The sequence below is a fragment of the Amycolatopsis sp. NPDC043885 genome, from assembly GCF_056435685.1.
Genome location: NZ_JBWKEA010000009.1, coordinates 149,127 through 168,619, shown reverse-complemented (window position 1 = coordinate 168,619; position 19,493 = coordinate 149,127). Strand labels below are relative to the sequence as shown.

Sequence of the window (19,493 nt, the reverse complement as noted above, 5' to 3'; positions counted from 1 at the left end):
GGCCCACCCCTCGTCAGAGGTTCTAACTCGAAGCCGGAACTCAGGCTTCGGTCGGCACGATGTTGACCGTCTTGCGGCCACGCTTCTCGCCGAACTGGACCGCACCGGCGGCCAGCGCGAACAGCGTGTCGTCGCCGCCACGGCCGACGTTCACGCCGGGGTGGAACTTGGTGCCACGCTGGCGGATCAAGATCTCGCCCGCGTTGACTTCCTGACCGCCGTAACGCTTGACGCCCAGTCGCTGCGCGTTCGAATCGCGACCGTTGCGGGAGCTGGACGCACCCTTCTTGTGAGCCATGGCTCAATCCTCTTTCTGACGAAGATCCGGAGAAAGTCCTACTTGGAGATGCCGGTGACCTCGACGCGGGTCAGCTTCTGCCGGTGACCCTGGCGCTTGTGGTAGCCGGTCTTGTTCTTGAACTTGTGGATCCGGATCTTCGGACCCTTGGTCTGCTCGACGACCTTGCCGGTGACCGAGACCTTCGCCAGCGCGTCGGCGTCCGTGGTGACGTCGCCACCGTCCACAAAAAGGACTGCGGGGAAGGTGTGCTCGGTACCCGGCTCGCCTTCGAGCTTCTCGACCTCGACGACGTCGCCGACGGCCACCTTGTACTGCTTGCCGCCAGTCTTGACGATCGCGTACGCCGACACGGAAGTCTCCTGCTTACTCGACAACGGGTGGGGGCTTGCGTGACCCGGCCCAACAAGAAATTCTCGGTGGGCAGATTCTGCGCAAGGTGCCCGCCGCTAAGTGGCGGGCCGCTCTATAGGTTACGTGGGGCTCCCCGGTGCGATCACACCGGGGTGCCCCTAGGTGTTCACTAGCTCTTTTCCGACGCCTTGACCGGCGGACCGGCCGGTCGTGAGGCCGCCCGTCGCGGACGACGGCGGGTCGTGGAGCGCACGGCCGGGGCCGGGACGTCCACCTCGGGCTCGGTCTCCTCCTGGGCCACCGGGGTCTCGGACGCGGAAACCTCTTCCGTCACAACGGTCTCAGCAGTCACCGGAATCTCGGGTGCTTCGGGCTCCGGGCCGGATTCCGCGACGACGGCGATCTCTTCTTCACGCACGGCCGGAGCCTCGTCGGCCGAAGTCGTCACCGGCTCACCGGCGAGTTCGGACGCGGGCGCCTCGGCGACCGGCTCCCGCACCGGCTCGGAAGCCGCCTCGGCCGCCTGTTCGACGGTCGCGTCGGCAACGGGCTCCGAATCCGCCGCCACCGGCTCAGCGGGCCGCTCAGCCACCTGAGGGGCGTGGCCGTTGAGCGCGGCGCCCTCGACGTTCTCGGTGGCCTCGTGCGAGTGCTCGCCCTTGGCCGCCTTGGTGGCGTTGGCCACGGCTTGGACCGCCGAAACCACCGACTCGCGCTGAGCAGGCGCCGTCGGCGCCTCGGTCTTGGCCGCGGCGGGCTCGTTCTGGCCCTGATCCTCGCCCTTGCCCCGGCCGCGGGACCGGCGTGAGCCCTGCTCCTTGCCGCCACCGCCACCACCGCCGCCGTGGTTGTGGCCGTTTCCGCCACCACCGGTGCGCTGCGGCTCGGTCGAGACGACCACGCCACGGCCCTTGCAGTGCTCACACGGCGTCGAGAACGCTTCGAGCAGCCCGGTGCCGATCTTCTTGCGGGTCATCTGCACCAGGCCGAGCGAGGTGACCTCGGCGACCTGGTGACGCGTGCGGTCGCGGCCGAGGCATTCGGTCAGCCGTCGCAGCACGAGCTCGCGGTTGGATTCGAGCACCATGTCGATGAAGTCGATGACGATGATGCCGCCGATGTCCCGGAGCCGGAGCTGGCGGACGATCTCCTCCGCCGACTCCAGGTTGTTCCTGGTCACCGTCTCTTCGAGGTTGCCACCCGATCCGGTGAACTTGCCGGTGTTGACGTCGATGACCGTCATCGCTTCGGTGCGGTCGATGACGAGGTAACCACCCGAGGGCAGCCAGACCTTGCGGTCCAGCGCCTTGGTGATCTGCTCGTCGATCCGGTGGTCGGCGAAGGCCGAACCGGTGCCCGTGTACCGCTTGACGCGATCCGCCAGGTCCGGCGCCACGTGCTGCACGTAGTTGTAGATGGTGTCCCAGGCCTTGTCGCCCTGGATCTCCAGCTTGGCGAAGTCCTCGGTGAACAGATCGCGCACGACCTTGACCAGCAGGTCCGGCTCTTCGTAGAGCATGACCGGGGCGCTGTTCTTCTTGCCGCCGTTGCCTGCTTCGGCCTTCTCCTTGATGACGTCCCATTGCGCCTTGAGGCGGCGGACGTCGCGGTCCAGCTCCTCCTCGCTGATGCCTTCGGACGCGGTGCGGATGATCACACCGGCGTCCTCGGGGACGATGCGTTTGAGGATGTCCTTCAGGCGACGGCGCTCGTTCTCCGGGAGCTTCCGGGAGATGCCGGTGGCGCCGCCCGCGGGCACGTAGACCAGGAAGCGGCCCGGCAGCGAGATCTGCGTGGTCAGGCGGGCGCCCTTGTGCCCGACCGGGTCCTTGGTGACCTGGACCAGCACGGAGTCGCCGGTGGAGAGCGCCTGCTCGATCTTGCGGGCCTTGCCCTCGAGACCGGCGGCGTCCCAGTCGACCTCACCGGCGTAGAGCACGGCGTTGCGGCCGCGGCCGATGTCGATGAAGGCGGCCTCCATCGACGGCAGCACGTTCTGCACGCGGCCGAGGTACACGTTGCCGACGATCGAGCCGGTGCCCGACGAGGTCACGAAGTGCTCGCACAGGACACCGTCCTCGAGCACGCCGATCTGCGTGGAGTCGCCCTTCTCGGCGACGACCATGGTGCGCTCGACCGACTCGCGGCGGGCGAGGAACTCGGCCTCGGACAGGATCGGCGCACGACGACGGCCCGCCTCGCGGCCGTCCCGGCGGCGCTGGCGCTTGGCCTCGAGCCGGGTCGACCCGCGCACGCTGCGGACCTCGTCCCTGGCGGGACGCTCGATCTCGGCGGCCTTGGCCTGGCGCACGTGGACGACCGTGTTGGGCGGGTCGTCGCTGGTGGCCTCGGCGTTGTCGTCGTCCCCGCCCTTGCGACGGCGGCGGCGACGGCGGCGCTTGCTGCCACCATCCGAATCGCCCTCGGTTTCCGAATCGGCCTCGGCGGACGCCTCTTCGGCGGTCTCGGCGCCGGCCTCTTCGGCCTCGGCGTCCTTGTCCTTCGCGCGCTGCTGACGGTTACGCGGGGCTTCGGGCTGCTCGTCTTCGTTCTCGGACTCGGCCGAGCTCTCGTCGCCGCCCTTGCCCCGGCCGCGACCACGACGTCCGCGACGACGGCGGCGACGGCCGTTGGCGTCGTCACCGTCCTCGTCGGTGCCGTGGCCTTCGGCCTGCTCGGTCTGCGTCTCGTCCTCGTCGGAGGCGGTTTCCTCGGTCGGGGCGAAGGCGGGCTCCGGCTTGCGGACGGGCTTCGCCGCGACGGGCTCCGGCGGCAGGAACACCGGCGACGGCGCGGCGAACACCGGGACGTGCACGGCCGCCTTCGCGGGCCTGGTCGTCGGCTGCGGCGGCTCCGGCGTCACCGGGGCGGCGAGCGCGGGCGGAACACGCCGCGAAGGGGCCTCCACCTGGGAGGCGGGCTCCGGCTCGGCCTCGGGCTTGGTCTCGGGAGCCGCCGGGGTCTCGGCGACGGGAGCTTCGGCGGCAGGGGCCGCCTCGGCGGTTTCGGGCTCGTCTCCGCCGGCGAGGGCTTCGGCGAGCTTGTGCGCCACCTCACGGGTGACGCTGGACTGCGCGCTCCGGACGGTTTCGCCGAGCTCACCGAGCTTGGCCATCAGTTCACGGCTGTTGGATCCCAGCAGCTTCGCCAGCGCGTGCACCCGGATCCGGGGAGGCAGTTCGCCCAGCTGGCCTGCGATGGGTGTGGCGGTATTCCCGCCGGTGACGGCGGGTGTGTCCGCGTTCGACATATATCTCCTCCGCCCCCGGGCGCGTCGGCTGGCTCACACCGGCTCGACGCGGCCGCGCAGGGGCCCCTTTCTGTTCGTTCCGCCGTGGTGGTCACCAGCAGCGGGAATCCTTGCCCGGCACCGCGACGGCGCCGGGGTTGTCCGGGCGCCGCGTACGGCTGAAGGTCTGCTCGGCGGAGCGCTGGCCACGTTCGCGACATCGGGCCGCCCGCCACGTCGTCGAGCCTCATACAGCGGCGACGCGTGTGGAGGATGTGCAGCACACCACCGGGCCACGAGACCGCGAGCGCCACCTCTCACGTGTGCCCGTCGGCCAGCGGCCACCGCGAGTATCCCACACCCCGGCCCCACTCCGGTGTACTCGGTGCCACAGAGCCTGCTCCCGGGCGCGCCGCGGCCACCGGCCGAGCGAACTTCGCGGAAGAGCTTGTCGACCCGGCCGAGGGTGGCTAGCGTGCCGCTCGGGGGGTACCGACGTCCAGCCCAGCCCAGGCCGCGGTGCCCTCGTTGTCCGATGTTCTCCGGTGGGAGGTCCGGTGTCCCTGCTGGGGCGGTCCCTGCGAGCGGCCGTGTGCGCCTTGGTGGTGCTCTGCGGCTCGGTCGCCGCTGTGGCGACGGCCGAGGCCGCGCCATCGTGTCATCCCCAGGGACGGGCGCTGCGTTACGTCGTCGCCTTCGACAAGGGCACTTCCGAGGCCGAGGCCAGGGCCGCCATCGACGGAGGCTGTGGCAGCACGACGACCTACTATCCGCAGATCGCGGTGGCCGTGGCGACCTCGGCCGACCGTGCGTTCGCCGAACTGGTCCGGCCCGCCGCCGCGTTCAGCGCGCAGGCGGAACGGCTGGCGGTGCAGCGGGCCAACGGCTCGTCACCGGCCAGATCCGCGCCCGCTCGCGCCGAACTCCAGCCGACGGATCCGGCGAAGGTCCCTTCCACCGACCGCACCGGCGAACAGTGGGACATGCGCGCGATCGGCGCCGACAAGGCCCGCGTGATCGAGCCGGGCGACCGGGACGTCGTCGTCGGCGTCCTCGACTCCGGCGTCGACCCCGCCCATCCCGAACTGGCGAGCGCCCTCGACCCCGAGAAGTCCGCGGGCTGCCTGACCGGCGTGCCCGACCGCAATTGGGCCGCGACGACGTCGGTGCACGGCACCCACGTCGCGGGGATCATCGCCGCGGCCGACGACGGCAAAGGCGTCACCGGGGTGGCGCCCGGCGTCCGGATCGCCTCGGTGAAGGTGATCGACGATCGCGGGTACGCCGACCCCGAAGCCGCCGTCTGCGGGCTGATGTGGGCCGCCTCACAGGGCATGGCGGTGACGAACAGCAGCTACTTCGTCGACCCGTGGTCGCTCTCGTGCGCCCACAACGACGAACGGGGCGTGGTGAACGAGGTCATGGCCCGTGCCGTCGAGTACGCGACCTCGGCCGGCACCCTCACCATCGCGGCGGCGACCAACGAGGCCTCCGAGCTGGTGCCGTCGCCGCGCTCGGGTGCCCGGTCCGGCTCCGAAGGCTGCCAGGCGCTGCCCGCGGGCCTGCGTGACGTCGTCGCGGTGTCGTCCGTGAGCGAGGAGCGGGTCAAGGCCGGCTACAGCTCGTACGGACTGGGCGTGATCGACGTGGCCGCTCCCGGCGGCGAGGCCGGGCGATGCGTGCTTTCGACCGTTCCCGGCGGATACGCACCGCTGTGCGGGACGTCGATGGCGGCGCCGCACGTCGCCGGGGTCGCGGCGTTGCTCGCGTCGAAGCATCCCGGCTACGGCGCCCGCCAGCTGAGGCGGACGCTGGACGCCCAGGCCACCCCGATCGCGTGTCCCGCCGACTACGACCTGACCGGTGACGGCTCGCAGGACGCGTACTGCACCGGATACGCGGGATTCAACGGCTTCTACGGGCATGGGATGGTCGACGCGCTGGCCGCGGTGGCGCCCCGGCGGACCGGCGCGAACCCGGCCCGGTGACGGGTCAGCGCAGCAGGAGCTTGCCGAACCGCTTCGAGGACGCGTAGATCCCGACCGCCGCCAGCGCCACCAGGTACGCCACGTTCCCGATCATGCCCCACGACAGGACGCCCACCGAGAGCCCGCGCATCAGCTCGATGCCGTGGTACAGCGGGAAGACCTGCACGATCCACTGGATCCCCGCCGGGTACACCGAAAGCGGGTAGAACGTCGTGGAGAACAGGAACAGCGGCATCAGCACGAGGTTGATGTAGTCGAACTGCGACACCGACCGCAGGAAGGTCACCAGCACGATGCCGATGGCCGAGAACGCCATCGCGATCAGCAGCGCCGCCGGGATCATCAGCAGGGCCCACCACGAGCCGGGCAGCCCCATCACGGTCATCACGCCGAGGAACGTCGCCGAGTAGATCCCGCCGCGCAGCACCGACCAGCCGACTTCGCCGAGCGCGATGTCCAGCGGCCCGATCGGGGTGGCGAGCATGGCGTCGTACAGCTTGGCGTACTTCAGCTTGAAGAACAGGTTGTACGTCGAGTCGAGGATCGCGCCGTTCATCGCCGACGCCGCGAGCAGGCCGGGCGCGACGAAGGCGACGTAGCTCATCGCCTGCCCGCCGGGCCCCACGACCTCGCCGACGAGCTTGCCGAAGCCGAGCTGGAAGGCCATCAGGTAGAACAGCGGCTCGAAGACGCCGGACACGAACAGCATCCAGGCGTGCGAGTACGTCAGGAAGGTGCGCTCCAGCACCGCCGTCGACCGGCCGCTGTACAGCGCGGACGGCAGGATGCGCAGCAGCACCCCACGCCTCGGCTTTCCACGTCGCAGCGCTTCGGTGAGGACTGCCATCAGACCACCAGCCGTCGGTAGAAGTACTTGTGCGCCAGCGCCCAGCCCACCCCGGCCAGCACGACCAGGAAGGCGAGGTGGCCCAGCGTGGCGAGCGGGCCGACGGTGCCGAGACTGACCGCCCTCGCCGCCTCGTTGCCATGCCACAGCGGGGAGATCCAGGCGATCCACATCAGCGGGGCGGGCAGTTCGGTGATGGGGAAGAACGTGCCGGAGAACAACGTCATCGGGATCAGGACGAACCGGAACACCAGGCCGAACCGGGTGCCCTCGTCGTAGGTGGTCGCGGCCAGCGCCATCACCGGGGTGCCGCACGCGATACCGGTGAGCGTCCCGATCAGGATGACGGCGAGCACGCCGAAGCTCGTCCAGGATCCGAAGAGCGCCGCGATGACGGCGTAGATCGTGCCGGCCAGGGTCAGCCGCAGGCTCACCCACATGATCTGGCTGCCGAGTACCTGCCCCGGCGTGATCGGGGTGGCGGTGACGGCGATGTAGTCCTGCTGCCACTTGAACCCCGAAAGCACCGGGTAGCTCGACTCCCCCACCGCCAGCTGCGCGGCACCCGCCACGAGCAGCGCGGGGGCGACGTACTCCAGGTACGAAAACCCGCCCGTCGCCGCTCCTGCCTGGACCTGTGAACCGAATCCGAGCCCCATCGCGGCCAGGAAGAGCACCGGTTGCAGGCCCGTCGAGTACAAAGTGGACACCCAATACCGGCGGTACCACATCCAATGGCCCTCGACCCGCAGCCAGGCTCCCGCCCAGCGCGAGACCACGCGGCCCGTCGACGCCTTCGTCTGCGCGGTGGTCATCAGTCCACCAGCGTCCGGCCGGTGAGGCGGAGGAAGACGTCCTCCAGCGAACTGCGGCGGACCAGGCTCGACAGGGGACGCAGCCCGCGCGCGTGCGCCTGCTCGAGGGTGGCCTCGCCGGTCATCGTGTAGAGCAGGACACGGTCCGGCAGTACCTCGACGCGTTCGGCGAGGCCCTCGATCCGCTTCGCGGCCGCCTCCTGCTCGCCGTTCGGGAAGCGCAGCTCCACGACCTCGCGGGTGGAGTACCGGCTGATCAGGTCCGCGGGCGAGCCTTCGGCGGCGATCCGGCCGTTGTCCATCACGACCAGCCTGTCGCAGAGCTGCTCCGCCTCGTCCATGTAGTGCGTGGTGATGATGAGCGTGGTCCCGCCCGCTTTGAGCCGGAACAGCCTGTCCCACAACAGGTGGCGGGCCTGCGGGTCGAGCCCCGTCGTCGGCTCGTCGAGGAGGAGCAGCTCCGGGTCGTTGACCAGGGACCGCGCGATGGTCAGCCGCCGCTTCATCCCGCCGGAGAGCGAATCGACCTCCGCGTTCGCCCGGTCGGTGAGCTGGGCGAACTCCATCAGCTCCTCGGCCTTGCTCCGCACGTGCGACCGGGAAAGCCCGAAGTAGCGGCCGTAGATCTGCAGGTTCTGCCGGACGGTGAGCTCGGTGTCCAGGTTGTCCTGCTGCGGCACCACCCCGAGCCGGGCGCGGATCTTCGGCCCCTCGACGTCCGGATCCATGCCGAGGACCCGCAGGTCGCCGTCGGTGCGCGGGGAGACGCTCGCGATCATCCGCATGGTGGAGGACTTGCCCGCGCCGTTGGGCCCGAGGAAGCCGAACGCTTCCCCCGGGCGGACCTCGACGTCGATCCCGCGTACGGCCTCGAAATCGCCGAACCGCTTGACCAACGCCTTCGCCTGCACCATCGCCGGTTCGTGCTCTGAGTCACCCACGGTAGGCACCCTAGGACCTGCCACCGACAAAACTCGACCGGTTTATCCAGCCCTTGTTGGACGGTGGCCGCTCGTCGATACTCACCGACCATGAGCCTCAAGCCCAAAATCGCCCTGTTGTCCGTTTTTGTCAGCGCCGGGCTCCTGGTGGCGCCCGCCGCGCGGGCCGAGACCACCGCGGCCACTGTGGACCCGCGGCCGTCCACCGCCAAACTGGCCTTCGAACTGCACAAGCTGGCGGTGCTCAGCCACGGCAAGATCCGGGTGGACAGGATCGGCCGCAGCAACGAGGGCCGACCGGTGTGGGCGGCGAGGGTCGGCCACGGCAAGACGCGGATCCAGTACGTCACCCAGCAGCACGGCGACGAGCCGCTCGGCACCCCCGCCGCGCTCGAGTTCCTGCGCAAGGTCGGGGTCGAACACAGCCCGTGGGCGCGGAAGCTGCTGGCGAAGGTGACCGTCGACATCGTCGTGCGCGCCAACCCCGACGGGCACGAGCGCGACTGGCGCTACAACTACGCCCCGGACGCCACTCCCGAATACGGTGAGAAGGGCAAGGGATACGACATCAACCGCTACCACGACCCGGCCGTGGCGCCGAAGGACAATCCTGCCACCGAAGCGGGCCTGATCCAGCGGCGGAACGCGTCGTTCAAGCCGGACATCATGGTCGACTACCACATGCAGGGCCGTTACCGGGACGGAGGAGGCAAGGAGATCACGGCTTCCACGATGTGGCCCACGCATCCGGGCGTGAAACAGTCCGATGTGGACTTCGCGAAGCAGATCGCGGTCGTGGTGCGGCGGTCGATCGACGCGAACGGCGGCCATGTCTCGCAGTATCCCGGCGGTTCGTACCAGGGCATCGCGCGCAACGGGTACGGGCTGCTCGGCAACGGCAGCGTGCTGATCGAACTGAGCCTCATCCCGGAGCGGGAGCAGCAGCAGATCCAGGACGCGCTGGCCTCGATGGTCGCGATCGCGCAGTCCGCGGCCGACGGTTCGGTGCGGAAGGTGGACCCGGCCGACGCCGAATCGATCCCGCCGCGGGGTCCGGCGCTGCCGGGCACGGTCGAAGAGGCGCACGAAGCCGCCTGACGCGTGCAATGAAAGGTCCTTTCCTTGCGAATTTCGCAAGGAAAGGACCTTTCATAGCGCTAGCGGACGGTGACCGACAGGCTCTTCGTGACCCCGTTGACGGTGACCGAAAGGCTCGCCGTCCCGGGCCGCAGCGCGGTCAGCACCCCGGTCGCCGGGTCGAACGACGCGACGTCCCACGGCATCGCGGGCAGGAACCCGCCGGCGACATGCGTGCCCCAGCCGCCCTTCCAGTCCGCGCTGACCGGGTACGAAACCGGAACCTGACGGGCTCCCTGCGTCACCACCGCCCGGATGTCCGCCTTCTCCCCGCGCGCCAGTGACGAGGGCCCGGACAGCGTCAGCGCGTCGACGTTCGGCCGGGTCTCGAACCGCACCGGCTGCGCCTTGTCCCCCGGCTCGAACCGGACCATCGTCCAGCCGACGAACCCGCCGTCACCCGGCGCCGCGGCGGGCGACTTCCCGGAGTTGCCGTTCACCAGATACGGCACGCCGTCGACGCGCGAAAGGTTGAAGACGCCCGCGTGCGAAGCGATCGCGGCCGCCTGCTTCCCGGATTCGCGTTCGAAGGCGGTCAGCCAGCCGGTCAGCATGGCGGCCTCCTTGCGGTCGGCCAGCTGCGAATTCCCGGCGGGGCTCGGATCCTTGACCGGATGGTGCATCGCGACGACCACGCCGCGGATCCGCCGGTCCGCCTTCGCCCCGTCCAGCGCCTCGCGCAGCATCCGGATCTGGTCGAACCCGCCCGCGCGCAGCGAACCGCGCGAGGAATCCATCAGCACCAGCCGGATCCCGGCGACGTCGGCGACGCGATGGGTCGCCCCGAACGCCGCCTGGAACTCCGCGAGCCCGTGCCCGCCGTCGGCTTCGTGGTTGCCCGGCACGTAGTACCACGGCGCCTTGCCGACGAGTTCCTCGTCGATGACCGACTTCGCCAGCACGAAATCGGCGGCCGTACCGCGGTCGACGAAGTCGCCGTTGATCAGCACGAGATCCGGTTTCGCCGCCACGGCCTCGCGCAGCGCGCGCCGGGCCTGGGCGACCAGCGGGCCGTCGGGCTGGTCGGCGGTGAACTGCGCGTCGCTGACCACGGCGATCCGCAGGCCACCGGTCGCCGCGCCGTCGGTGATCAGCGCCGGGTCACGCGGCGCCGGATCGGCGGGGACGGCGGCCGCGGGCGCGACCTCGAAGGTGAGGTCGTCGAAGACCAGCCGTCCTTCGTACTGCTGGGCAGGGACGTTCTCGACGGCGTAGAACTTCGTCAGCCGCTGCCCGTCGGGAAGGCCTGCCGGGATGGCCGCGCGCACGTAGCGCCAGCCCGTCCAGTCGACGCTCAGCGACAGGTCCACGACGGACGGGACGTTGGCGGCGTCACGGAGTTCCGCCCGCAGCCAAGCGCCCTTCGCGTCGCCGTTGACCCATAGGCCGACACGCTGGGTGCCGGGCGGCAACGCGATCGGCGCCGCCGAGTTGACGTAGGCCGCGCGCGTGGCGTTGGTCCCGTTCAGCCGGTAGTCCAGCGCGAGACCGCGTCCGCCGTCACGGCCGGGTACCTCGGAAAGCGCGGCGCCGACGACGGCCGGGAACACGCTGGCGGTCCAGCCCGCCGGGCCGTCCAGCGGCGCGGCCACCCGGGATTCCGTGCCGACGGACGCCGCCAGATGCGTCACCTTCCCGCCTGCGGTGGCGGTGATCGCCGAAGCGCCCGAGGCCTTCAACGCGGTGACCGCGAACCCGTCGCCGGACGGTTCGATCTTCACCACCGCGGGGTCGTAATCGAGTTTGACGTCGTCGGGCTCGATCCACGTGCCGTAACCGTCGGCGTCGTAGCCGAACACCTTGAACGTGCTCTTGGCGCCTTCGCCGGACAACGCGACCTGTTCGGTGCTCGTGCCAAGGCGTACCGGTGAACCGAGGACGTTCAGCGTGGTCTTGCCCCTGACGCCGCCGCGTTTCGCGTAGACGTCGACGTCCGCGGGCGCGTCCGGCCGGAGCCGGTCGGCGTGCGCGGTGAACACGCCGTCGGTCACGGTGCCGCGGAAGTGATTCGTACTGAGCCACTGGACGTGGGCGTCGACGGCGGCGCCGGTCTCGTCGTGACCGCCGGCGGCGAGTTTCCGCGTCAGCCCGGAAAGCACACGCGTCGCGTCGGCGGTGTCCTGCGCGGGACGGGGCGCGAATCCGGTCAGGCGTCCGCTTCCCGGCGTGGTCGCGACGCCGATCCCGTTGGGCACCAGGCGTTCCCCGCCGTCCGACGGCGAGTTGCGGATCAGCGGTGCCTTCTCGCCCTCCTCGCGGGCGAGCATGGTCGACGAGCCGCCGCCGTCGAGGTTGAGGGCGTCGTCCGCGCCGAGCGACTTCATGTGCCGGGCGAGTTCCAGTTCGGTCATGCCGCGGCTGTCCGCCTGGCGGCCGTCGACCGTCGCCAGCCACATCTTCGTGCCGTCGGCGGAGAACCCGACCGCCGTCCGGGGGTGCATGGCGACGTTGTCGACCGGCTGGACCGCGCCGTCACGCAGCAAGACCTTGTTCCCGCCGACCGAGACGGACAGCTTGCCCGCGTCGCTCTTCGGCGCGTACGCGACGCCCACCTTTTCACCGGGCTTCAAGCCGGACAACGTGTCCACGCCACCGTCACGGGCGAGCAGGACCGTCGCACCGGCCGCGATCGGGCCGTCCGCGGGCAGCGGCCGCACCTGCGTGACGACGCCGTCCGAGATCTCGACCTCGACGACGCGCTGGGCCCCCGCGACCGAGGTCCGCCGCGAGGCCGCGCCCCACAACGGCGTATAGACGCCGATCGCGTCACCGCTCAGCACGGGGCTGTTGAAGTTCGACGCGGGCACGACCCGGCCGTCGGGCAGGGTGACCGACGCGTCGAGGAACACCTCCGCGAGCCGGGCCTTGCCTTCCTCGGTGATCGACGCGGTCAGGTTGTGGCCGCGCGCGGGCGCCGTCTGGAGTTTCCCGGCGTCGATGCCGACGCCGATGGGCGCGCCGGAAGCGTTGATGTCGAAGAAGTCCCCGTTGACCCCGGCGACCGCGCCTGCCCTGGCGACCTGCTGCGAGAGCGGCGTCCGCGCGGAAACCGTGCCGGGGCTGAGGTAGGTCGGCTTGAGGGTCTTGCTGGTGAGATCGACGGCGAGGGTGTCGCCGCGGATCCAGCCCGCCGGGTCGTACCGGTCGAACTCGGTGAGACTCAGGCCCGGTGCCACGCGCGAAGTCGCGCTGGTGGTGACGAGACCGTCGTCGGGCGCGGCCACGGCGTACGCGGACGGCCCCTCCTTCGCCGAGGACGCCGCCGGGGCGGCTTCGATGGGCGCCGGACCGAGCGGAGCGGCCAAGGGATCGGCGTGCGCCGGTGCGGCGACGAACAATCCGGGCAGCAGGGCAGCGAGCAACAATAAGCGTGAATTTCTCACGAGATACCCCACGATCGAGTGACAGGCAGCACCGCTCAGCACAGCGGACGCGGACCGCCAGGAGAAGACCCCGGGGTGAACGTGAACCGAACGGCGTAGGGCGCGAAGGTCAGGGCGTGACCGGCCCGGCGAGGAAGGTCTTCGCCGCCGCGGCGTCACCGGTGATTTCGATGCCCGCCCCGTCGAACTCGATCCGTTGCCATAGCAGCAAATCCAGCCCTTCCGCGGTCCCTTCGACGACGGCACCCGCCGCTTCGGCGGGGTCTGCCCACCGAGAGCCGGGAACGTCGGTTTCACCCGGCGGTGTGATCAACCAGGCGTGTCCGGTATCGGAGGTCTTCAGCAGCAACGGGACGGTGACCGCCGGCGGGGTGTGCCAGCGTTTCACCTTCGGCAGCATGCCGAGGAGGACCTCGTCCACGCCGTCGGCGGCGAGGGACGGGTCCAGGGTGTATTCGGTCCCTGCCGCGCGGTGCGCGTCGAGCAGGTGCACCGCGGTCTCGTGGACCTGGCGGCGGAACCAGAAGGCCTTGGTCTTGGCGGCCGCGGTGAAGTTCCAGGCGCCGTCTTCGGGAGATGCCTCGCGCAGTGCCCCGATGAGGTCTGCCGCGCTTTCGCGGTACCAGGCGGCGAGGTCCGTGCCGGGTTCGTCCTCGAAGCTCTGCGGGCCGAGTTCGCCGGTGCGCACGATCCCGGCCGCCCAGCGGTGCACGTTGCCGAGGTGCACGACCAGGTCACGCAGGCGCCAATCACCGCAACACGGCACGGGCGCGGCTTGGTCCCCGGTGCTCGCGACCCGCGCGAAACCGGCGGTGAGTTCCCGCAGGCGCTCCAGGTACTCGTCCGGTGTCATCGGCAAACCCCCAGGCCGTGGACGGCGCGGCGGTTCCCGCGCCGTCCACGAGTGTGTCAGACCTCGGGGAACCAGAGCTTGAGCTCGCGCTCGGCCGACTCCGGGGAGTCCGAACCGTGCACCAGGTTGTACTGGGTCTCCAGCGCGAAGTCGCCGCGCAGGGTGCCGGGGGTGGCCTTCTCGACCGGGTCGGTGCCACCGGCGAGCTGACGGAAGGCGGCGATGGCGCGCGGGCCCTCGACGGCGATCGCGACCAGCGGGCCCGAGGTGATGAACTCGAGGAGGTCGCCGAAGAACGGGCGCTCCTTGTGCTCGGCGTAGTGCTCCTCGGCGACCGACCGCTCGACGGTGCGCAGTTCGAGGGCGGCGAGCTTCAGGCCCTTGCGCTCGATGCGAGCGATGACCTCGCCGACGAGGCCGCGCGCGACGCCATCGGGCTTGACGAGGACCAGCGTGCGTTCAGTCACGGCGGTATTTCTCCTTGGGTGGGATTCGTGCTATTCGCCCGGAGCCTACTGGGTGCTTCGCCGCTCACTTCACGTCGGACCAGGGAATGGCCTCGATGCGTTCGAGGTGCTCCTCGCCCCACTCCCCGAGTGCGGCCATAGCACTGTTGAGGGAATCCCCGAATCCGGTCAGCGAGTACTCCACCTTCGGCGGAACCTGGTGGTACACCTCGCGATGCAGCAGTCCGGTGGTCTCCATCTCGCGCAGTTGCAGGATCAGGACCCGCTCGCTGATGCCGGGCACCGCGCGCCTCAGCTCGCCGAAGCGCAGCGGCCCGTCCTGGAGCGCGAACAGGATGAGACCTTTCCATTTGCCGCCCATGACGGCGATCGCGGCGTCGAGGCCGCAGGTGAACGTCCGGTTCTTGGTCATCGCTTCACATACCTTTTTGTCAGTACCCGGCAAAATAGTAGGTACTTGATCTAATGTACGCGACCGCCCAGCATGGAGCCATCCCGAAGATTTCCTTTGACTGGAGCGAAAAATGCCGAAGACGCCGGTGACCGTCGTGGGCCTCGGTTCGATGGGCTCGGCCCTGGCGGACGCCTTCCTCGCGGCCGGGCATCCGACCACCGTGTGGAACAGGACTGCCTCGAAGGCCGATCCCCTTGTCGCACGGGGAGCGACCCTGGCCGCGACGGCCGGGGACGCGGTGCGGGCGAGCCCGTTGACCATCGCCTGCCTGACGACCTACGAAGACACGCGCGCGGCCTTGGAGCCCGCTTCCCTGACCGGACGCGCCTTGGTGACTTTGAACAGCGGCTCACCGGCGGGAGCGCGCCGGATGGCCGAATGGGCGAAGGAGCACGGCGCGCGATACCTCGACGGCGCGATCAAGAACGTGCCGTCTGCCGTCGGAGCGCCGGACACACTGCTGTACTACGGCGGCGACAAGGCCGTCTTCGACGAGCACCTGGATACGTTGCGGGTGCTGGGCGGCGACACCGTCCACCTCGGCGAAGAGACCGACCTCGCGGCGCTGTACGAAACGGCCGTCGGCGGCACTCTGCTGCCCGCGCTGGTCGGGTTCTTCCAGGGTGCCGCCGCGCTGCGGTCGCGCGGGCTCGAAGCCGCCACGCTCCTGCCCTACGCCACCAAATGGTTCGAGATGATCATTTCGGTGCTTCCGATGTACGCCAAGGAAATCGACAGCGGCGACTACTCGGATCCCGCGGCCTCGGTGGACATCTTCCACGCCGGCGCCGCCGCCGACCTCGAACTGGCCGAGGAAGGCGTCGACGTCGGCTGGCAGTCGCCGATGCACGACCTCGTGCGGCGGGCCGCCGAGGCCGGGCACGGCGACCGCAGCATCGCGGTCCTGACGGAACTGCTCAGCGTTGGGGCCGCAGGGTCTTCGACCACAGCGAAGCGCCCGTAGCGTCCCTCAGGTCGACCGTGAGCGCGCCGCTTCGTCCGTCGATGTTCACCTCGCCGAAGTGCTGGAAACCGTCTGCGGGCGAGGTGTTCGCGGCGGGCGGGGCGTGCACGAACACCGCTTCCGGCCCGAAGGTCGGGTCGAGGGTGTTCGGGCCGAACGCGCCGGCGTTGAGCGGGCCGGACACGAACTCCCAGAACGGATCGAAGTCGGAAAACGACGCGCGATCCGGCGAGTAGTGGTGCGCCGCGGTGTAGTGCACGTCGGCGGTCAGCCAGACGACGTTGCGCACCCGGCGCCGCGAGATCTCCCGCAGCACCCAGGCGAGTTCGGTCTCGCGGCCGCCGGGGGCGCCGGGCAAGCCGTTGGCGACGCCCTCGATGGCCTTGCCGTCCGGGACGGTGAGACCGATCGGGAGGTCGGCCTGGATGATCTTCCAGGTGGCGGTGCTGCGGTCGAGCGCGTCGACGAGCCATCGGGCCTGGCGGTCGCCGAGGACACGGCCGGGTTTAGTCTGGTCCGAGGTGTTGGCGTCCTTGTAGGTCCGCATGTCCAGCACGAAGACCTCGGCACGCGAGCCGTGCCGGAAGTTGCGGTAGACGCGGCCGTCGACGGCCTGGCGCCGGTCGATCGGGTGCCACTCGTGGAACGCCTGGAACGCGCGGGCGGCGAGCACGTCGACGCGTTTCTCGGTGTATTCAGGGCGGTCGTTGAGGATCTCCCCGGGGTACCAGTTGTTCACGACTTCGTGGTCGTCCCACTGGACATAGGCGGGCACGTTCGCGGTGAAGCGCTTGAGGTTCCCGTCGAGCAGGTTGTAGGCGAACTGGCCGCGGTACTCGTCGAGCGTCTCGGCGACCTTCGCCTTCTCCGGGGTGACGATGTTGCGCCACACACGCCCGCCGGGCAGCGCGACGGTCTCGGTGAGCGGCCCGTCGGCGTAGACCGTGTCTCCACAGTGGAGGAACAGATCGGGGCGGCGATCGGCCATCGCGCGGTAGATCGTCATACCGCCGAGTTCGGGGTTGATGCCCCAGTTCTGCCCGGCGACGTCGCCGGACCACAGCAGCCGGACGTCCGAGCGGCCGACCGGAGCGGTGGCGAAGCGGCCGGTGACGGCCTCGCTGCGAGTGCGGCCATCGAGGTCTTCGGCGGTGACGCGGTAGTGGACCTCGGTCCCCGGCAGGAGGCCCGCGATGCGGACCTTGCCGGTGCCGCCGGTCTCCGGGCTCATCACCGGGCCGAGCACGCGGCGCGCGTGCCGGAACGACGGATCCCTGGAGACCTCCACGATCAGCCGCGAAGGCCGGTCGGCGCGCGACCAGACGATGCCGGAACCGGTGGTGACGTCGCCCGACTGGACACCGTGGGTGAGCACCGGACGGTCACGGCGGAGCAGCGGGACGGGATTCGCGGTCGCGGTTCCGGGGAGGAGCAGGCCGCCCGCGACGGCTCCGGCGCCGGTGAGACCGGCTTTGAGCAGCGTGCGGCGGTTGTGGTGGGAAGCGGTCATGGCGCGGTTCTATCCCGCGGCCACGGCCGGTGGGCCAACAGCGGTTGACCTGGTGATGAACGAACGGACGGTAGCTGTTCCGGTGGTCTCCGCGACTCTATTCGGCTTGTCACCGAATGACGTCCTTCGCGCGGCGGCCGCTCCTTTAAAACCGGCCGTCTCCAGACGGCGACGCCGTTACTGCGGTTGCTGCTGCTGGCTGGGCAGGGTCCCGGCCGCCATCCGCCGCGCCACGTCCCGCCGCAGCCACAGCAGCCACAGCCAGATCCCGAGGAAGATCACCCCGAGGATCGCCACGGCGGGCAGCGCGACGAAGAAGGCGATCAGCGCGACCTGCAACACCAGCACCGCGGGCACCGCCCAGGGCTTCTTCAGGAAACCGCACAGCACTATCAGCGCGACCGCGATGACGATCACCGACCAGCCGGTGAGCGAGCCGACGCCGCCGCCGAGTTTCGCCACCACCGGCAGCGCGAGCGCGACGGTGATGCCCTCCATGATCAGGGAACCGGCCATCACGCCACGGAATGACTTCATCGGGTCCTTGGCGGGCGGCTTCGGGGTTTCGTCGGTCACGCCGGCTCCTTACCGAACAGGGTCCTGGCCTCACCCGCGGTGACGATCGAGCCGGTGACCAGCACGCCGCCGCCCGCCAGGGGCTCCTCGGGGTCGTCGCTCTGCTCGACGAGGCCGATGGCGGTCTCGATCGCGGCGTCCAGGCTGGGCTCGGCCACGACACGGTCTTCGCCGAAGATCGAGATGGCGATGTCGTTGAGCTCGTCGAGCGGCATCGCGCGCGGGGACGAGTTCTTGGTGACGACGATCTCGGACACCACGGGTTCGAGGGCGTCCAGGATGCCGCGGGCGTCCTTCTCCGCCATCACGCCGACCACGGCGGCGAGGCGGCGGAAGGCGAACTCCTCGGCGACGGTGGTCGCGAGTGCCTTGGCGCCGTGCGGGTTGTGGGCGGCGTCGAGCAGCACGGTCGGCGCGGCGCGGACGCGCTCCAGCCTGCCGGGGGTCTCGACCTCGGCGAAGGCCTCGCGGACGGCTTCGATGACCAGTTGCTTGTCCTTGCCCGCGCCGAAGAACGCTTCGACGGCGGCCAGCGCGAGCGCGGCGTTGGCGGCCTGGTGCGCGCCGTGCAGCGGCAGGAAGATCTCGTCGTACACCCCGCCGAGACCCTGCAGTTTCAGCATCTGCCCGCCGACGGCGACCTCGCGCTCCAGCACGCCGAATTCGCTGCCCGCGCGGGCGACGCTCGCGTCGACCTCGACGGCGCGTTCCAGCAGGATCTTCTGCACTTCGGGGTCCTGCTCGGCGATGACCGCGACGCTGCCGGGTTTGATGATCCCGGCCTTCTCCACCGCGGCTTTGGCCGGAGAGCCGCCGAAGTACTCGACGTGGTCGACGCCGATCGGGGTGATGACCGCGACATCGCCGTCCACGACGTTGGTGGCGTCCCAAGAGCCGCCGAGCCCGGTCTCGATGACCGCGGCTTCGACGGGCGCGTCGGCGAAGGCCGCGAACGCCATGCCGGTGAGCACCTCGAACTTGCTCATCGGCACCGCGTCCTGGCCGCCGGCGTTGTCCACCATGTTCACGTACGGCGCGACGTCGCGGTACAGGTCGACGTACGCGGCGGCGGAGATGGGGGCGCCGTCGAGCGCGATCCGCTCGGTGACCAGCTGCAGATGCGGGCTCGTGTACCGGCCGACGCGCAGGCCCATGCGGGTCAGCAGCGCGTCGATCATCCGGGTGGTCGAGCCCTTGCCGTTGGTCCCGGCGACGTGCAGCACCGGGTAACCGCGGTGCGGCTCACCCATCAGGTTGACCAGGGCCGCGATCCGGGCGAGGGACGGCTCGATCTTCGTCTCGGGCCAGCGCTGGTTCAGCTCGGCCTCGACGGCGAGCAGTTCACGGCGCGCCTGCTGCCCGTTGGGGTCGGACGGGGCGAACTCGTCGCCCTGGTCGTCCAGTTCGTGCAGTTCCACGTCCTCCGGGGCGACGAGGTCCGGCACGGGGCCAAGCGCGAGGTTGTCCCCCAGCTGCCCGATCCCGCCGATGCCGCCCCGTGAACCGCCGCCCGCCTGGTACGCGGCGTCGGGTGCGTCCAGATCCGGGTCGGTGTCGTCGGACGGATCGTGGGCGCGGGCCCCCAATTCGTCGACACCGGCGAAACTGTCCAGATCTGCCAGGTCCGGGGATTCCCTGAAATCTTCGGAATCCCGGCCGTCACCTCGCGGCACGAAC

The 19,493-nt window shown here is 70.2% G+C and carries 16 protein-coding genes; 3 read left to right on the top strand and 13 right to left on the bottom strand.

What is annotated here, in order from left to right; genetic code table 11:
* Window positions 1-40: 40 nt before the first annotated feature.
* From rpmA to AC069I_RS25570, 3 genes are all read right to left on the bottom strand, one after another.
* On the bottom strand, window positions 41-298 hold the full coding sequence (gene rpmA, locus AC069I_RS25580; protein ID WP_007034782.1) for a 50S ribosomal protein L27: 258 nt from the start codon (window positions 296-298) through the stop codon (window positions 41-43).
* Between the two features lie 38 nt (window positions 299-336).
* Window positions 337-651 (bottom strand): 50S ribosomal protein L21, encoded by a 315-nt coding sequence (gene rplU / locus AC069I_RS25575; protein ID WP_005158538.1) that lies wholly within the window; start codon window positions 649-651, stop codon window positions 337-339.
* Between the two features lie 170 nt (window positions 652-821).
* Window positions 822-3,902, bottom strand: a complete 3,081-nt coding sequence (locus AC069I_RS25570; protein ID WP_478266548.1) for a translation initiation factor IF-2 N-terminal domain-containing protein — start codon at window positions 3,900-3,902, stop codon at window positions 822-824.
* A gap of 536 nt (window positions 3,903-4,438) precedes the next feature.
* Here AC069I_RS25570 and AC069I_RS25565 point away from each other — a divergent pair.
* Window positions 4,439-5,869 (top strand): S8 family peptidase, encoded by a 1,431-nt coding sequence (locus AC069I_RS25565; protein ID WP_478227661.1) that lies wholly within the window; start codon window positions 4,439-4,441, stop codon window positions 5,867-5,869.
* Between the two features lie 4 nt (window positions 5,870-5,873).
* On the opposite strand, the gene AC069I_RS25560 is transcribed toward AC069I_RS25565, so the two are convergent.
* The 3 genes from AC069I_RS25560 to AC069I_RS25550 are packed head-to-tail and all read right to left on the bottom strand — an operon-like array spanning window position 5,874 to window position 8,445.
* Entirely contained in the window at window positions 5,874-6,716 is an 843-nt protein-coding gene (locus AC069I_RS25560) for an ABC transporter permease (RefSeq protein ID WP_478227660.1), read from the bottom strand.
* On the bottom strand, window positions 6,716-7,531 hold the full coding sequence (locus AC069I_RS25555; RefSeq protein ID WP_478227659.1) for an ABC transporter permease: 816 nt from the start codon (window positions 7,529-7,531) through the stop codon (window positions 6,716-6,718). Before AC069I_RS25555 ends, AC069I_RS25560 begins: the two co-directional genes overlap by 1 nt.
* The gene (locus AC069I_RS25550) at window positions 7,531-8,445 is read right to left on the bottom strand and encodes an ABC transporter ATP-binding protein (protein WP_046199923.1); all 915 of its coding nucleotides are present in this window, start codon (window positions 8,443-8,445) and stop codon (window positions 7,531-7,533) included. Before AC069I_RS25550 ends, AC069I_RS25555 begins: the two co-directional genes overlap by 1 nt.
* A gap of 117 nt (window positions 8,446-8,562) precedes the next feature.
* Between AC069I_RS25550 and AC069I_RS25545 the strand changes: the two genes are divergently transcribed.
* On the top strand, window positions 8,563-9,570 hold the full coding sequence (locus tag AC069I_RS25545) for a M14 family zinc carboxypeptidase (RefSeq protein ID WP_478227658.1): 1,008 nt from the start codon (window positions 8,563-8,565) through the stop codon (window positions 9,568-9,570).
* A 59-nt stretch (window positions 9,571-9,629) separates the two neighbouring features.
* Here the strand turns inward: AC069I_RS25545 and AC069I_RS25540 are convergent, their stop codons facing one another.
* The 4 genes from AC069I_RS25540 to AC069I_RS25525 all read right to left on the bottom strand — a co-directional run bounded on the left by AC069I_RS25540 (window position 9,630) and on the right by AC069I_RS25525 (window position 14,724).
* Window positions 9,630-12,974: a phosphodiester glycosidase family protein gene (locus tag AC069I_RS25540; RefSeq protein WP_478266547.1), complete on the bottom strand. Its 3,345-nt coding sequence runs from the start codon at window positions 12,972-12,974 to the stop codon at window positions 9,630-9,632.
* A 127-nt stretch (window positions 12,975-13,101) separates the two neighbouring features.
* Window positions 13,102-13,845, bottom strand: coding sequence for a maleylpyruvate isomerase family mycothiol-dependent enzyme (locus tag AC069I_RS25535; protein WP_478227656.1), 744 nt, complete (start codon window positions 13,843-13,845; stop codon window positions 13,102-13,104).
* A gap of 56 nt (window positions 13,846-13,901) precedes the next feature.
* Entirely contained in the window at window positions 13,902-14,312 is a 411-nt protein-coding gene (ndk, locus tag AC069I_RS25530) for a nucleoside-diphosphate kinase (protein ID WP_005158515.1), read from the bottom strand.
* Between the two features lie 64 nt (window positions 14,313-14,376).
* Window positions 14,377-14,724: a winged helix-turn-helix transcriptional regulator gene (locus AC069I_RS25525; protein WP_340685504.1), complete on the bottom strand. Its 348-nt coding sequence runs from the start codon at window positions 14,722-14,724 to the stop codon at window positions 14,377-14,379.
* A 112-nt stretch (window positions 14,725-14,836) separates the two neighbouring features.
* Here AC069I_RS25525 and AC069I_RS25520 point away from each other — a divergent pair, with 112 nt between their 5' ends.
* Window positions 14,837-15,730, top strand: a complete 894-nt coding sequence (locus AC069I_RS25520; protein ID WP_478266546.1) for an NAD(P)-dependent oxidoreductase — start codon at window positions 14,837-14,839, stop codon at window positions 15,728-15,730.
* Here AC069I_RS25520 and AC069I_RS25515 read toward each other — a convergent pair.
* The 3 genes from AC069I_RS25515 to folC all read right to left on the bottom strand — a co-directional run bounded on the left by AC069I_RS25515 (window position 15,684) and on the right by folC (window position 19,489).
* A complete protein-coding gene (locus AC069I_RS25515) occupies window positions 15,684-17,240 on the bottom strand; it encodes an alkaline phosphatase D family protein (protein WP_478232168.1) in 1,557 nt (518 codons plus the stop codon). The genes AC069I_RS25520 and AC069I_RS25515 overlap by 47 nt on opposite strands.
* Window positions 17,241-17,417: 177 nt before the next feature.
* A complete protein-coding gene (locus AC069I_RS25510; RefSeq protein ID WP_034316250.1) occupies window positions 17,418-17,816 on the bottom strand; it encodes a DUF4233 domain-containing protein in 399 nt (132 codons plus the stop codon).
* The gene (folC, locus tag AC069I_RS25505) at window positions 17,813-19,489 is read right to left on the bottom strand and encodes a bifunctional tetrahydrofolate synthase/dihydrofolate synthase (protein ID WP_478227653.1); all 1,677 of its coding nucleotides are present in this window, start codon (window positions 19,487-19,489) and stop codon (window positions 17,813-17,815) included. Before folC ends, AC069I_RS25510 begins: the two co-directional genes overlap by 4 nt.
* Between the last annotated feature and the right edge of the window lie 4 nt (window positions 19,490-19,493).